This is a genomic window from Hymenobacter sp. J193, assembly GCF_024700075.1.
Lineage (GTDB): Bacteria > Bacteroidota > Bacteroidia > Cytophagales > Hymenobacteraceae > Hymenobacter.
Window position 1 is genome coordinate 3,138,786 of sequence record NZ_JAJONE010000001.1, and the last position, 15,504, is coordinate 3,154,289.

General features: G+C 61.2%; 8 protein-coding genes and 1 pseudogene. 4 read left to right on the forward strand and 5 right to left on the reverse strand.

Annotation, left to right across the window (positions count from 1 at the left end):
* Positions 1-50 precede the first annotated feature (50 nt).
* The 3 genes from LRS06_RS13795 (at position 51) to LRS06_RS25415 (ending at position 4,947) form a co-directional block, all read left to right on the forward strand.
* Positions 51-1,346: an aminopeptidase P N-terminal domain-containing protein gene (locus tag LRS06_RS13795; RefSeq protein WP_257872004.1), complete on the forward strand. Its 1,296-nt coding sequence runs from the start codon at positions 51-53 to the stop codon at positions 1,344-1,346.
* Between the two features lie 231 nt (positions 1,347-1,577).
* Positions 1,578-3,167 (forward strand): OmpA family protein, encoded by a 1,590-nt coding sequence (locus tag LRS06_RS25410; RefSeq protein ID WP_308239908.1) that lies wholly within the window; start codon positions 1,578-1,580, stop codon positions 3,165-3,167.
* A 298-nt stretch (positions 3,168-3,465) separates the two neighbouring features.
* A complete protein-coding gene (locus tag LRS06_RS25415; RefSeq protein WP_308239909.1) occupies positions 3,466-4,947 on the forward strand; it encodes an OmpA family protein in 1,482 nt (493 codons plus the stop codon).
* Positions 4,948-5,205: 258 nt separating this feature from the next.
* Here the strand turns inward: LRS06_RS25415 and LRS06_RS13835 are convergent, their stop codons facing one another.
* The 5 genes and pseudogenes from LRS06_RS13835 to LRS06_RS13855 all read right to left on the reverse strand — a co-directional run bounded on the left by LRS06_RS13835 (position 5,206) and on the right by LRS06_RS13855 (position 13,961).
* Positions 5,206-8,418: a PAS domain S-box protein gene (locus LRS06_RS13835; RefSeq protein ID WP_257872005.1), complete on the reverse strand. Its 3,213-nt coding sequence runs from the start codon at positions 8,416-8,418 to the stop codon at positions 5,206-5,208.
* Between the two features lie 452 nt (positions 8,419-8,870).
* Positions 8,871-9,842 (reverse strand): ferritin-like domain-containing protein, encoded by a 972-nt coding sequence (locus tag LRS06_RS13840; RefSeq protein ID WP_257872006.1) that lies wholly within the window; start codon positions 9,840-9,842, stop codon positions 8,871-8,873.
* 39 nt (positions 9,843-9,881) lie between these two features.
* Positions 9,882-10,670 (reverse strand): annotated as a pseudogene (locus tag LRS06_RS13845) (ferritin-like domain-containing protein).
* A 127-nt stretch (positions 10,671-10,797) separates the two neighbouring features.
* Complete coding sequence (locus LRS06_RS13850) at positions 10,798-13,020, reverse strand: bifunctional alpha,alpha-trehalose-phosphate synthase (UDP-forming)/trehalose-phosphatase (protein ID WP_257873415.1); 2,223 nt, start codon at positions 13,018-13,020, stop codon at positions 10,798-10,800.
* Between the two features lie 95 nt (positions 13,021-13,115).
* Positions 13,116-13,961 (reverse strand): cyanophycinase, encoded by an 846-nt coding sequence (locus LRS06_RS13855; protein WP_257872007.1) that lies wholly within the window; start codon positions 13,959-13,961, stop codon positions 13,116-13,118.
* An 845-nt stretch (positions 13,962-14,806) separates the two neighbouring features.
* On the opposite strand from LRS06_RS13855, the gene LRS06_RS13860 reads away from it, so the two are divergent.
* Positions 14,807-15,499, forward strand: coding sequence for a DUF421 domain-containing protein (locus LRS06_RS13860; protein WP_257872008.1), 693 nt, complete (start codon positions 14,807-14,809; stop codon positions 15,497-15,499).
* Positions 15,500-15,504: the final 5 nt, after the last annotated feature.

The window sequence follows — 15,504 nt, forward strand, 5'->3', positions numbered from 1 at the left end:
CGGCTCGCGCCCCCGGGCCGCGCTTCGTTTACTTTCTTTTCCTGCTTCCTATGCGTTACGGCTCCATCGACCCGCAGCTTTTCAGTGAAAACCGCCGCCGCTTCACCGCCCGGCTGCCGGCCGCCTCACTGGCCATCTTCCACTCGAACGACGTGATGCCGACCAACGCCGATGGCACCATGCCCTTCCGCCAGAACAACGACCTGTTCTACCTTTCCGGTGTGGACCAGGAGGAAAGCATCCTTGTCATCTTCCCCAATGCCACCCTGCCCCAGTACCGCGAAATCCTGTTCCTAAAGGAAACCTCGGAGCATATTCTGGTGTGGGAAGGCTATAAGCTCACCAAGGAGCAGGCCCGCGAGCAAACCGGCGTGCGCACCATCATGTGGCTGGATTCCTTTAAGACGGTGCTGCCTGCGCTCATGAACGAGGCCGAAAGCGTGTACCTCAACGCCAACGAGCACATTCGCTCAGTAGTGGAAGTGGAAACCCGCGACGCCCGTTTTATCAAGTGGATCAAGGAAGCCTACCCGCTGCACCAGTACCGCCGCGTGGCGCCCATTCTGCACCACCTGCGGGCCATCAAGAGTGAGGAGGAAATCCGCCTGATGCGCCGCGCCGCCGACATCACCGACAAGGCTTTCCGCCGCCTGCTGGGCTTTGTGAAGCCGGGCGTGATGGAGTACGAAATCGAAGCTGAAATCTTTCACGAGTTCCTGCGCAATGCCTCGCGCGGGCCGGCCTACGGCAGCATCATTGCCTCGGGGGCCAATGCCTGCATCCTGCACTACGTGAGCAACGACCGGGAGTGCCGCGACGGCGATGTGCTGCTGCTGGACTTCGGGGCCGAATTTGCCAACTACGCCGCCGATTTGTCGCGCTCCATTCCCGTCAACGGCCAGTTTACCAAGCGCCAGCGGGCCGTGTACGAGGCTGTGCTGCGCGTGATGAAGTTTGCTACCTCGCAGCTGGTGGCCGGCAACAACATTGAGGACTACCACGCCGCCGTGGGCCGCACCATGGAGCAGGAGCTCATCAAGCTGGATTTGCTCAACGAAAGCGACGTGCGCAACCAGGACCCCGCCGCGCCGCTCTACAAAAAGTACTTCATGCACGGCACCAGCCACTACCTCGGCCTCGATGTGCACGACGTGGGCGCCAAGTACCGCGTGTTTGAGCCGGGCATGGTGTACACCTGCGAGCCAGGCATCTACATCCGGGAAGAAGGCCTGGGCATCCGCCTCGAAAACGACATTCTCATCACCCAAACCGGCAACGACGACCTGATGAAGCATATCCCGCTGGAAGCCGACGACATTGAGCGGCTGATGCAGGCGGGCCGCTAAAGCGCCGTCTCGTTTTCCCATACCACGTCACCCGGCAGCTGCAGCCGGGTGACGTGGTTTTTTTATGGCCGGTGGCCTACGGTGGAGCTTCAGAAGGCTGGATTTCATCCAACCATACCCCGGTACACTACAACCTTCGCGGAAGCGGAAGGGTATAGCAGGCTGCAAGCCCCCGAAAGCTGCGGCCCTCGGGCCGGGCGTGGGGCTCTTCCACCACTTTATCTGCTGTACATGAAACATCTGCTTACTACCTGCCTGGCGTTAGGGCTGGTGCCGCTGGCCGCTACGCCACCGGCCCAGGCCCAGACCGCCGACAAGAAAACCGCCATCAGCCTCTTCGGCAGCGCCTATGAGTACAAGGGCAACTATGGCTCCGATTTCTGGGACTGGAGTTCCAACAACTACGGCCCCGGCATTTCCTTTAACCGCTACCTCTCGCCCGGCCTCGACCTGGGTTTGCGCGGCGGCTACGTGGAAATCAAGAAGAACACCGATGCGGGGGCGCCCTTCTACGGCAGCAACTTCGCCACCAACATCGTGAACGTGAACCTGGCGTTCAAGCTGAAGCTCAACAATGGCTGGGCATTCAAGGAAGACGCGTTTATTCAGCCCTATCTGCTGGCCGCGCCCGGCTGGACCTACACCAGCCGCGAAGGCACGTTCAACCGCAACGGCCAGACGCTCGATCTGGCCCAGGACAAAAGCTACTTCGACGTGTTCGGGGCCGCTGGTATCAACTTCCGCCTGGCCGACGGCGTGGGCCTGTTCGTGCAGACGGGCCAGCACATTCCGCTGAAAGCCAACATCGACGGCGACCCGACCCGCGACGATAACGCCTTCGACGACCGGTTTCTGGAGCATACCGTGGGCCTCACGGTAGCCTTCGGCAAGATGAAGGATGCCGACGGCGACGGCGTGGCCGACCGCAAGGATAAGTGCCCCAACACGCCCCAGGGCGTGGCCGTGGATGCCACCGGCTGCCCGCTGGATGGCGACAAGGACGGCGTGCCCGATTACCAGGATAAGTGCCCCACTGAAGCCGGCCTGGCCGCCCTCGAAGGCTGCCCCGACCGCGACGGTGACGGCGTGCGCGACGGCGACGATGCCTGCCCCGACACGCCCGGCAAAGCCGAGCTGCGCGGCTGCCCCGACGCCGATAACGATGGCGTGACCGATGCCAGCGACAAGTGCCCCGATACCCCCGCCGGCGTAGCCGTGGATGCTAATGGCTGCCCCCTCGACAAGGACGGCGACGGTGTGCCCGACTACCAGGACCGCTGCCCCAACCGCCCCGGACCCGCCTCCAACAAAGGCTGCCCCGAGATGAAGGTAGAAGAAAAGAAAAAGCTCCAGGAAGCCACGAAGTTCATTCAGTTCGACTTCAACAAGGCTACCCTCAAGCCCATTTCCTTCCCCACGCTCGATGGCTTGGTGCAGATCCTGAACGACTACCCGGACTATAGCCTCGGCATTTCGGCCCACGCCGATAATAAGGGCGACGACAACTACAACCTGCGTCTGTCCGACGAACGCGCGGCTTCGGCCCGTACCTACATGCTCAGCAAAGGCATTTCCGCCGACCGGATTGTGTCGCACGGCTACGGCGAGTCCAAGCCCATTGCCGACAACGCCACCGAAGCCGGCCGCGCCGTAAACCGCCGCGTGGAGTTCGACGTGTACCTGCCCGGTGACCCGAACCCGGCCGAAACCAAGTATGGTGTGGCCCCGGAAATTCCGCCGGCACCCGCGAAGGCGGCCCCAGTGAAGAAAGCGCCGGTGAAGAAAGCGCCCGCAAAAAAGGCCGCCCCTAAGCGTCGTTAGCCGACTGCTCTCATCATTTCAACTGCAAAAGCGTGGTCTGCCTCCGGCGGGCCGCGCTTTTGTGCTGTAGGGCCTCTGCTGCTAAAAAAAGCGCTGGCGCCGCCTGATCTTAATATAGTGGTTATCAAATAAGAAGCCGGAAAGGCAGGGGCTGGCTGCTGCGTAGCTCAATCGTTCTGGAGGCTTTTCCAACAACTTTATGCCCGGGTGTCAGTATAGGCAGCTAGTAAAAAACCTGTGTTCAGGCTCTTTCCTGTGGCCTGCTGCGCACGCATATGTTTCACTTAACCTTCTCAAAATGAGGAAGATTTTAGCTTCTGCTTTGCTGTCTGGAGCTGCCTTGCTGGCAGCTGCGCCCGATGGCTCGGCTCAGACGGCTGACCGCAAAACGGCCATTAGCCTTACCGGTAACGCTTTTCAGTACAAAGGCAATTTTGGCTCGGATTTCTGGAAATGGGGCGAAAACAAATACGGCCCCGGCATCTCCATCAACCGCTACCTCTCGCCCGGCCTCGATGTGCTGCTAAGCGGTAACTACGTGGAGTTCAAGAAGACGACCAGCCCCCTGAGTGGGCCGTACTACGGCAGCAACTTTGCCACCAACGTGGTGAACGTGAACCTGGGCCTGAAGCTGAAGCTCAACAACGGATGGGCCCTGAAGGAAGACGCCGTGATTCAGCCCTACCTGCTGGCCGCGCCCGGCTGGACCTACACCAGCCGTGAAGGCACCATTAACCGCGACGGGGCTAGCCTGAATACGGACAGCGACAAAAGCTACTTCGACCTCTTTGGGGCGGCCGGTATCAACTTCCGCCTTTCCGAAGCCGTGGGCCTCTTCGTACAGACGGGTCAGCACATTCCACTGAATGCCAACATCGACGGCGACCCGGCCCGCGACGAGAACAAGTGGGACGACCGGTTTCTGCAGCACACAGCCGGCATCACCATTGCCTTCGGCAAAGCCAAGGATACCGATAACGACGGCGTGCCTGACCGTAAAGACCAGTGCCCCGACACCCCGGCCGGCGTAGCCGTGGACGAAAAAGGCTGCCCGCTGGACGGTGACAAGGACGGGGTGCCCGACTACCAGGATAAGTGCCCCACCGAGGCCGGCTCGAAAGCCTTGGAAGGCTGCCCCGACCGCGACAACGACGGTGTGCGCGACTCCGAAGACGACTGCCCCGACCAGGCCGGCAAAGCGGCGCTGCGTGGCTGCCCCGACGCCGACAACGACGGTGTGCGCGACCAGGATGATAAGTGCCCCGACACCCCGGCCGGCACCCAGGTAGACGCTACGGGTTGCCCCCTTAACCTGGACAAGGATGGTGACGGTATTCCCGACAATGTAGACCGCTGCCCCAACACGCCCGCCGGCACCAAAGTAGACTCGCTGGGCTGCCCCGAAATTCCGCAGAGCATCCGCCGCCTCGAGCAGCCGGTGCGCTTCGAAACCAACAGCACCGTTATCAAGCGCACGTCCTACGGCACGCTCGATAAGATGGTACAGGTGCTGAAAGACCACCCCGAGTACGCCGTACGCATCTCGGGCCACGCCGACAGCCGCGGTACCGATGAGTACAACCAGCGCCTCTCGGAGCGCCGCGCCGAATCGGCCAAGCGCTACTTCACCGGCAAGAACATTGACCCGGCCCGGGTAGTCACGCAAGGCTTCGGCGAGTCGAAGCCGGCGACAGCCAACGGCTCGGCCGCAGGAATGGCGAAAAACCGCCGCGTCGAATTCAAGTTCGAGTTCTACATCCCGAGCCAGCCCCAGCCCTAAGCTGCCTGGCACTTGACACAAAAAAGGCGAACCATAGCGGTTCGCCTTTTTTGTGCCCCGTGCTGAAAGGCTTACAGTATGGCAGGACGGCCGGGCAGCATACTCGCTTGGAAAATGCGGGCAATATTCAAGGCCAAGGAGCCGGGCAGCAACTCGTCAACCGCCAGGAGCAGGGTGTCTGAGCGCTGAAAATAGGCCTTGTTGATGGGTGGCGAAGTACTCGAAGAAGAGCTGCCGCTGGTAGTGCGGCAAAGCAGCTTATGAGGTGGGCTCGGGGGCGTAGGGCAGATACACGGAGAAGGTTGTACCGACGTCCAGCTGGCTGTGCACCTCAATATGACCACCTACGTTTTCGACGATGCGCTTGACCATGTAGAGCCCGATGCCCGAGCCTTCCACATGGTTGTGCAGGCGCCGGAACATGGCAAAAAGCTCCGGGTAGCGGCTTTCCTTGATACCCAACCCGTTGTCTTGTACGCTCAGCACCACAAACTTACTGCTCGGGTCCGGCCGGCAGTAGATGCGCACGTGGGGTGAACGGTCCGGATGGCGGTACTTCACCGCGTTGCTGAGCAGGTTATACACCACGCTCCGCAGGTTCTTGAGCGAAAATGCGACGCGCGGGCAGGCGGCCACGTCTAGCATTACGCGCGCACCGGTAGCGTTAAGCAGTGGCTGCAGGTCGTGGCACACATCCTCAATAACGGGCTGCAGAAGCACATCCGTAACCAGCGGCTCGTCGTGCTCCTGCTGCAGCCGGGTGATGTCGCTCAGATGGCCAATCGTGCGCTGGAAGCGGGCCACCGACTCCTGCATCATCGTCAGCAGCGGAACCACGTCGTAGGTCTGCTGCACCTCGGCCGGCAGCTGGGCCTGCAGGGCGTAGAGCAGGCCTTCGATATTGGTGATGGGCGACTTCAGGTCGTGGGAAGCCGTGTAGATGAAGTTGTCCAGGTCTACGTTCGTACGCGTGAGCTGCTCGTTGGAGTGCTGGAGCTGCTGCTGCGAATGTCGGAGCGCCTCTTCGGCCTGTTTGGCCTCGGTGATGTCGAGCACGAACTTGACGCATTCGGTTTCATCGAGGCGCTTGCCGGCCGAGAGGCCCCACCAGCGGGAGCCGTCGGGGCGCAGGTACTGCTTCTCGAAGGGGGTACTCTCGCCGGCGGCGCGCAGCTCCTGCAGGGCCCGGTGGGTGGGCGTAATAAACTCGGGCGCCGTCAGCGCGTCCAGGTAGGCGTGCCCGTTGGCCAGCTCGGCACGGCTGTAGCCGCTCATGCGCTCGAAGGCGGCGTTGCTGTCGTGAATACCGCCCTCCAGATCGAAGAAAAGCACCCCCACCGTAGCGATGGACAGAGCCCTTTGCAGGCGCTTTTCACTGCGGCGCAGGGCTACCTCGGCCTGTTTCCGGTCATGAATATCAACGGACGAGCCAAACCAGCGGGTTATCTGGCCGCTAATCGGGTCGAGAAACGGCTCGGCGCGCACCAGGAACCAGCTGTACGTGCCATCGGCCGCCCGAATGCGGTGCTCCACCTGAAAGCCGGTGCCGCTTTGCCGCGCTTCTTCGAAGGCCTGCATTGTGCGCCGGGCATCCTCGGGGTGCACAAATTCGTCGGTCACAATAGCGGCCGTGCCCGGCTCGTAGGCCACACCAGTATAGCGGCTCCACTGCCGGTTGAAAAACTCCGTGTGGCCCTCCGCGTCCGTTATCCAAACAATCTGCGGCACGGCGTCGGCCATAATCCGGAACCGCTCTTCCGATTCGCGCAGGGCGGCGGCGGTGCGGGCATGCATTACGGCGGCCCAGGTGCGCTCAGCCGTTTCTTCCAGCAAGGCTAGCTCGTCGTCGGTCCAGGCGTGGGCTTCCAGTTCGTGCATGAACAGCACGGCTACCAGCCGACCCTCCCTGAGCAGCGGTACGTTGACGGTGGCTCCGAGGTGCAGCGCCGCGTGGGCCGCCTTTTCTGCTTCGGTGAGCAACGGGTCGTGGGCTACATCGGGGCGAACCACAGTTTTTCCCTCTTTGAGCGTCCGCAGCAGCTCCGGCCCGTAGTCGTCATAGTGGTAGCGGCCCTCAATGCCGGGCACACCGCTGCGGGTGTAAGTGCGCGTGACAACGATGTGGGCGTCGTCGCCCTGGTCCTCGGCATAGCCGACGCGGCCGGCGCCCAGGTACTGGCCCAAAGCGCAAGCTGCCTGGTACTGAATATCGGCCGGGTTGGTCAGGTGACGCAGCTGGTCGCTGAGCTGGAGCAGAAAAGCCTGCTGCTGCTCACTTTTACGCAATGCTTCTTCGGCCTGCCGGCGCTGCGAAATATCATTGAACAGCACGGCCACCCGGTGCTGGCCCGGCTCACCCACACGAAAGGCATACACATCGTACCAGCGGTGCAGGGGCTCGGCCCGCTGCTCAAAGCGCTGGGGCTGGCCTGTCAGCGCCACGCCCCCGTAGATGTCGAACCAATGCTGCTCCAGCTGGGGGGCCATTTCCCCGACGGTGCGCCCGGTGGCATCTACCAAACCGGTCTGCAGCTCAAACGCGCGGTTCACTTCCTCAAAGCGGTAGTCAATGGCCTGCTGCTGGTCATTGAACAGCACCTCAATCAGACAGAAGCCTTCATCGATGGAGTTGAAAAGCGTGTGGTACCTGGTTTCGCTGGCGCGCAGGGCTGCCTCAGCCTGGCGGCGCTCCGTTACGGGCTGGGCGCGGCCACCCACAGCCTCCACTTCGCCATCGGCCCCAAATAGTGGGACAAAGATGTATTCGTACTCGCCCGCTTGGCCGGTAGAGCTGGTGTAGGGCGTTTCCCCCGTCACGGCCTGCCGGGTGGCAATTACCTGCTGAATCTGGGCCTGCAGGAGCGTGGCTAGCGGCGCCGGATACTCCAGGTCAGAGAAGCTTTTACCAACGGCCTGCTGCAGCGTCAGCCCCCACAAATCGAGCAAAGGCTTGTTGACGTAGCGGAAACGGCTTTCCAGGTCGAGGAGGTACACAAACTCCTGCAGGCTGCCCAGCACCGCATCGAAGCGCGCTAGCTGCTGAATGCCGTCGGCCTGAAGACTGGCAGGCTCCGCAGCTGCGTCGGGCGCCGCCGTAAAACTGAGCAGTAGGCCGCCGCCCAACCACTGCCCGGCGAGGCGTAGACAAGTTTGTTGGCTGATAACGGCCTGAGGCAAGTGAAACGAGCCGGGCTTGCTGGCCGAAAACGCGTCGCGCAGAAATGCCCAGGTTCCATCCGTGGGGCTTGCTGGGAACTGCTGCGTGAAGGTGGCTATTGGCTGAGCCGGCAGCTGCAGCAGGCGCTGGGCGGCCGGGTTGAGGTAGGTTAAAGTCAGATCTACGAGCGTGCCAGCCTCGTTGCAGATGGGTGTGCAGAGCACCAGACCATTTGCCGCAAGGTCGAGCACCGCGGAAAGCAACGGGCCGGATGGAAACAGTTCGGGGTTCTGAAACGAGAAATCAACAGGCATGGCAGCGCAGGGTGGAGTGCGAAAATACACGTCCGCTAAGGGAGCTATCTACGCATATTTCGGCAGATGAGAGGAAAAAAGGTGCGGTTGAACTCCTGTGCACAGCCCAATAAACCCCCTGGCATTGAGTCTGCCGTAGCCCCTACGTATAGCTCGGCAAGGCTGGAAAAAGCTTATAGCGGGAAATTGGCGACTTACCATATAGTAATAGTGTCGCTAGGCTGCTCAGCCGTTTAGCTGCCCAATACCTACCAGTTTGGCCCGACTACATCTGTACGTATTGTAATAAAGAGGAAACGTGCGTCAGCCAAAGTGTTTCTGCGGACAGAGCAAGAAAAGACGCACCGAATAGAACGCAAAAAGCCTGCCCGAACGTGCTGCCATTTGCGGGGCAGGCAGGTTCGGGCAGGCTTGTAGAGCAATGCGGCGTCCAGAAGACGAGCCAGTTGCGCTTAGGTGAACAGCGGGCTGGTGGCCACTACAAAATGGCGGGCAATGCTCTTCACCGTGGCTGGGTCCAGCGGCTCATCAAACGCCTCGGAGGCGGCCGCGGTGGTAATGGTCATGCCGGTGGTATTGCTTACAATGGGCACTCCGGCCTGGGTTGTGTTGCTTTCTGCCGGGAAGAAGATATCCGTAGGGCCGCCCGTGGACGGGTTGCCCGGGCCGTAGACCAGGGCCGTAGACGGGTTGGTATCCGGCGAAGGGCCGCCGTTATCGGTGCCCGAAATCCAGCTTTTGGGTTGCTCGTTCAGGTTGCTTAAGTCGCCGGGCACCGTGGTGGCTGTGGCACCGGCCGCTACCCCCCGGCGCACGGTGCGCACGTGTGAAGAATGGCGCGCCTCCACGGAATGAATGTTGAGGGCTGCCTGCAGCACGTCCGGGTTAGGCATCAGGGTAGGAGCCCCACCTTTGTAGGCCCGCACGCCCGTATCCACGAACGACTGGGAAACGCCCAGGAACAGGGCATAATTGGCGAAAACCGCAGCAAACGGCCCCAGCTGGGTGCCTTTGCCCCCGCTGTAGTCGAAGGTAGCACGGCCGGGGTCGGGAATGGCGGCGTTACCGAGCGTTTCGCGCAGCACCTTGATGTGGCCCGACTCATCATTGCGAATCGTCTCGAAGGCGGGCTGGTCGGTTCCCGGAATCAGGTTGGGCGCTTTCAGGCCACTATCGTAGAAGTAAAACTCCAGGTACTCCAGGCTCAAAGCCAGGTTCAGCACCGCCGTAATATCGGCCGGGAGCGTGCTGGTTTGCCCGTAGGCCCGTTGGAAAAGGCCACTGACCAGGCCGGGCAGCATAGCTGCCGTTACGGCTTTGCCGGCCGTGCCGAAGTGGCGAAAAATGCGGCGGCGCGGATCCAGCCGCTCATACACCTCGGGGTCAACCCGCTCGATGTCGGCAAGTAGTTTCAGTAAATCCATGATGAAGAAAGTCGGGTTAAAGATGATAGGGGCCGCCGTTTAGCGCAGGTTCCTGGCACTGAGCTTGGAACCGGGCCGCAGAAACTTGTTGGCCTCGTTGAGGACCTGCTCCGGCGTTTTGGAGCGCTCCATGCCGGTACCGGTGCCTGCGCCGGGGGTGGAGGCATCCCCGCTGGGCGTAAACACATCCACTACATCGGAGGCCACAAAGGAGTTGTACTGCCGCAGGTCGCGGATGAGGGCCGCGTGCCGGGCCTCCACCGAAACTATCTTACCAGCCAGCACCAGGTTGGCTGCTGTCTTAATGTAGCGGCCGGCGCCGTTGTACGCCGCCACGCCCAGGTCTTCAAACGTCTGGGCATTGAGTAGCACCTGTTCCCGGCTGTCAAAGTTGATACTGTCGAAGTCCGGCTCCAGGGCCTTGATGGCGTTATTGCCCAAGGCTTTTTAAAAAAAGTCGGCGTGGGCCTGCTCGTGCATAGCCAGATCATCCAAGATCTGTTTTTCGGCGCTGGTACTGGCTAAGCCTTTGTAGTAGCTGCCGGTTTTGATGCGGGCATAAAAAGCCGCTTCCAGCTGTTCCAGCGCATAGGCGTAGTTCAGCACGCCCGTATCATCGGAGCCCACATCCAGCAGGGAGGCGTCAGCCGGTTCGTCGTCATCATCATCGCAGCCGACCAGCAACAAGCCGGTTAGCGCGGCACCGGCACCGGTGTAGCGGAGAAAGGCGCGGCGTCCTTCATGAGCCGGCCCAATGGGTGCCGCTGGCTGCGGTACCTGTGAAGGAGTATTTTGCATAGGTAAAAGACTATTTTCAATGTGAAACATGCTATTGCCTACGCTGCCTGTTAGCCTGCCGGGCTCCTGACTCACCGGAAATACGGGTTTTATGGGAGGAAATACCGGTTTTGTACAAGCGTCCGTATTTTCCACAGGGCTGCCCGCTGCCGCCGACTCAGCCCGGAAAGCAAGCAGAGGCAGGCTGGTCCGCTACCACTTTCGACAGCAGGCCGCTCAGCAACCGGCGCACATCTGCTACTCCGGCCACCGCGTAGCGGGCTAGAGAGCGGGAGGTGGGGCCTACCTTCAGCGTGTAGGCCTCGGGCGGCAGGGCCGCAAAGGTGTCCTCGTCGGTCCGGTCGTCGCCCAGGGCCAGCACAAATGGCTGCGAATCTGCGCTGAGCCACTGGGCCGCCGCCGTACCCTTGTTGATGCCCGCGTGCTTAATTTCAAGCACCCTGTTGCCTTCCAGCACCTGCAGCTCGGTACTGGACGTCATAAAGGTGAGGTGGTTGAGCAGGTCGCGGGCGCGTACGGCCCCCAGGCCGGCGTCGGCGCGGCGCCAGTGCCACGCCAGCGAATAGTCCTTTTCCTCGATATAGGAGCCGGGCGTACGGCTGACGTACTGCTCCAGCATAGGCCGGATGTCACGCTTCCACTCGGCCCGCAGCCCTTCCTGAAACAGGTGCCAGTCTTCGCCAGCCCGTCGCAGCCACACCCCGTGCTCGGCAATAAAATCGATGGGCAAGTGCCCCAGCCAGCTATCCAGCGTGGCCTGGTCGCGCCCACTGATGAGGACCACGCGGTTGCGGGCATCGGCAGCCAGGTTACTCAAAAGCTTCAGCAGCTCCTGATCGGGCCGGGCATACTGTGGATTTGGGTGGAAGCGTACCAGCGTGCCATCGTAGTCGAGCAGGAGCAGGCGCCGGGAAGCGGCTTGGTAATCCTGGTGCAACCGTGCCTCGGCGTGGGCATCCAGTTCGTCGGTAGCCAGGGTCAGCTGCTTGATTTTGCTGTACGCCAAACGGTCCAGAAAGAGCCTGGTCCAGGCAAACACGTCGTACTGACGCACCAGCGCCTGCATGGCTGCCATCCGGATTTGCTGCTCTTCCGCAGGCATTTGCAGCGCTTCCCGCATGGCCTCAGCCAGCTGGCCGGTATCCGTGGGATTGATAAGCAGAGCGTCGGCCAGCTCCTGCGCAGCCCCGGCCCGCTCACTTAGGATCAGCACCCCGCGCTGGTCGGCTTGGCTGGCAATAAACTCCTTGGCCACCAGGTTCATCCCGTCGCGCACGGGCGTCACCAGCGCCACTTCCGCCAACCGGTACAGGGCGGCCAGCTCCTCGAAGGGGAAGGAGCGGTAGAAATAGTGAATGGGCGTCCAGCTAATGGTGCGGTACTGGGCATTGATGCGGCCCACCAACTCGTCGATTTCCTCTTTCAGAGCGGCGTACTGCGCCACCTGGTCACGCGAAGGCACTACTACCATCAGCAGGCTCACTTGCTCACGCCACTCCGGGTTGCGCTGCAGCAGCAGCTCGAAGGCCCGCAGCCGCTGGGCTATGCCCTTGGAGTAGTCGAGCCGGTCGATGCTCAGTACCACCTGCACGTCGCCCAAAGCCTCCCGGTAAACCGCCTCGTGGCGCTGGGCCACCGCCGAAGCGGCTGCCTCGGCGTAGCGGTGGTAGTCGATACCCATGGGCAGTGCATCGACCAGTATCGTGCGGGTAGCCGTTTCCACTTGCCCATTGTGGTTGGGCAGCCCGAGCAGGTGCGACACCGCACTCAGGAAGTGGTGCATGTAGTCGAAGGTGTGGAAGCCAATCAAATCGGCTCCCAGCATGCCCTCAACCAACTCGGCCCCCCAGGGCAGCACGCGAATGAGCTCGTAGGAAGGGAAGGGAATGTGCAGAAAAAAGCCAATAGTAGCCTCGGGCCGGGCCTGCCGCAGCAGGGCCGGCAGTAGCAGCAGCTGGTAGTCGTGCACCCAGATGGTATCTTCGGGCCCGGCCAGGGCCAGCACGGCCTGGCAAAATTTCTCGTTCACGGCCACGTAGGCTTCCCAGTGGCTCTGCTCGTAGGTGGCGTACTGCGAGAAGTAGTGGAAGGTGGGCCAGAGCGTGGAGTTGCTGAAGCCCTCGTAGAAGTCCCGGATTTCGGCCTCTGTCAGAAACACGGGCACCATGCTGTCGGCCTTCAGCTGCTCGCGCACCTGTTCCTGTTCGGCGGGCTCATCCACCGACAGCCCTGGCCAGCCTACCCACACGTTGCCTTCGGCCTTGTAGATGGAGCCCAGCCCCGTGGCCAGGCCACCTTCGCTGGGCTGAAACGCAAGGCCTTCTTCGGTGCGCTGCCCCTTGGTGGGCAGGCGGTTGGAGACAATAATCGTTCTGGACATCAATTCTGCCGCGCCGGGTAATCGTTCGAAAGCTAGGCGTGCGCACCAGGCATGCGCGCGCGCCGGATAAGCAATGGTTTTGACGGGCGCCCCGTCTACTCAGGTTCGTTGAAGCCCGGCAGAGTAAAGCACTGCCCTTTGGACAACAGGTGGAGGCGCAGGTCGCGTATAGAAAATACTTCGCCGGGCTTAATCTCATAAATGGTGTTGCCGGTGCAGTTATGCCCGTCGAGCAGTACCACGATTCCGTTGCCCAGCACTTCCAGCTCGCTGCCTTTGCTTACCAGCACGGCCGTGTCTTCTTCCAGCCCCAGCCCGATGCAGCCCGGGTTCGTGGCAATAATCTGCGCCATGCGCACGATGCGGCCGCGGGCCACAAAATGGGTGTCGATGGCTACGTCGCGCAGCAGCTGCAGGCCGGTGGTAATGTGGATTTCATCCTTGACAAACCCGGCGTTGTTGCGCCCCTGGTACACCATGGGCGTGCTCATGGCTGCCGCCCCGGCGCTGGTGCCGGCAATAAGAATGGGCTCCTGGTAATAGCGCTCCGTGAGGCGGCTCAGCAGTTTGGTTCCGCCGAGCAGAGCCGTAAGGCGTAGCTGGTCGCCGCCGGTGAGCATCACCCCATCAGCCCGGTTGATAACGTCCAAGGCTTCGGGGCTGTTGGCTTGTTCGCGGCTCTGGATGTCAAGCACTTCAACGTGCTCAATGCCAAGCTCCGAAAAGAGTTTTACGTAGTCCTGGGCAGCTTCTTCTGGCTCTTCAGAAGCAGTGGGAATTACAACGATGGTGCGGGAGCCGGACAGCTCATCGACGAAGCGCTGCAGGATGAAGTCCGCTGAGGTATCGTAGGTAGGATTTTCCTGGTCGGACGTCTGGCGCTGTTCGTGGCCGCCAATGGCGAGCAGGCGCCCTTTGGGGCGGGGAATACGGGTAGGCATTGCAAGAAAGAAGTTAAAAGACAGCGCGCATGTTCCGACCAGCAGGGGCGGTCAGAAACATGCGTGCTGAAATGCGGGGCAACCAAGCCAGCGTGGCAGTTGCTCCCAGCCCGTCAATACAGTTTGCGGTAAGGAAAGGCTCAGCCCTTTTTACGGCTCAAAAACGGGGCAGGAGCCGCTATAAATACGGATTTTGGAATCGGGGAAACCCGTATTTGGGCATTCGGAGCGGCTATTCGACCGGCCGGCTTCTCTCAGCCAGAAGCGTAGGTAATGCGCCGCTGTCACCAGTCCGTAAACTGATGCCCCGCCCGGTAAACGTGCAGCCAAAGCGGCCAGCCGTAGGGCGCCCGCCTTGGTATACAGGGCCATAGGTGGGACTGGGTTGCTGCCGAACACTAAGGAAAGCTTCCACAACTGTCCTCCACGAAAGGACAGCCAGCGCCGACTGCGCGACTACGTCGGCCGGAGTGCGTTCGGAGTTTATGGCGGGACTAAAACAAGGCAGACTCATGCCTTATCTAACGGCCTGTTTCCGGCATTCAAACCTGGAGAAACTACTGATTTTACGGGAACAGCTTCCGGTTTCAGCTCCGTATTTATCCGTGGCAACTGATTTTGGCGGAACATATAGTATTGAAATCCAAGCTATTAATTTTAGCTATCCTGCCTCGTTGAGTTTGTCTGCCCAGAAGCCGGTCTATAACTATTGCGAAGACAGGTCGGTAAAAAACCCGTGGACAGTCTGGGTGCGGTAGGGCTCTATTGAGAGCCGGCCCCGCTAAGCGGGTGGCGCAGCGCAGGGCATTGGCGGTCGGTTCAGGTTGGTATCTATTGAGCAGAGAATGAAGAAAGAGGAAATTCATTTAGCCGATTGGCAGCGGATTCTGCTGGGCCAGGCCCCGCTGGAGTTTCTGCTGGAAGTGGTGGTGCGCACCCTCATCGTCTACGTGGTGCTGCTGCTGGCCATGCGCCTGCTGGGCAAGCGCATGAGTGCCCAGCTTACCGTGGCCGAGTTATCAGTGATGATTATGCTAGGCGGTATCGTGTCGGTGCCGATGCAGATTCCGGACCGGGGTATTCTGCACGGTTTGCTCGTGTTGGCCTGCGTAGTAGGACTCTACCGGGGCATCAACTGGCTGGCCTTCCGGTTCCGGCGCGTAGAACTCCTTACGCAGGGCGACGTGCACATAGTGGTAGCCGATGGCGTGCTGGACCTGGACACGATGGCCCGCATCCGACTCTCGCGCCAGCAGCTGTTTGCCAACCTCCGGGCCGACGGAATGCAGCAGCTGGGGCAGGTAAAGCGGGTGTATGTCGAGGCCAATGGTGAGTTCAGCATTTATCCGCAGGAGCCGCCCCGGCCGGGCTTGTCGCTGCTGCCCGAAAAAGACGCCGCCATACGGCAGGCCGAGCCCGCAGATAGCAGTGTGAACATCTGCCAGCAATGCGGCCAACATATGCCCGCCCACCAGCTGGTTGCTCCCTGCCCGACCTGTGGCCACCAGCAGTGGGCCCACGGTATAAACCATATGTGATAGAC